This window comes from Luteibacter sp. HAY1-4A, assembly GCF_056755355.1.
In genome coordinates this window covers 1-280 of sequence record NZ_JBNDHZ010000117.1, presented here as the reverse complement: position 1 = coordinate 280, position 280 = coordinate 1, and the positions used below count along the sequence as shown (strand labels likewise).

Sequence of the window (280 nt, the reverse complement as noted above, 5' to 3'; positions counted from 1 at the left end):
ATCCAGTGCATCGGGGTCTTCGGTCTCCACCAGCGTCGGTGGTGACCACAGCGACCAATTCCCGACGAGGTCGTCGATCTCGTAGTTGACGTTGACGCCGACGCCGAAGCCACCCGCGTCGATGACGGCGCGGTCGACGGTGAAGATGTAAGGCTGGGATTCTTCCCCCGCCGGTACCGTATGTTTCAGTTCGTTGCCGGCCCTGCCCCAGCGCAGGGTGAGCCGGTCGCCTGCGGCTTTGTTCTGCCAGGGTGCGATGGTGACCGTGGCCGAGGCGGTG

The 280-nt window shown here is 65.0% G+C and carries 1 protein-coding gene; it reads right to left on the bottom strand.

What is annotated here, in order from left to right; genetic code table 11:
* Nucleotides 1-280, bottom strand: a 280-nt coding sequence (locus ACPYOD_RS19180) for a hypothetical protein (protein WP_481303275.1), incomplete at both ends; no start/stop codon positions are given.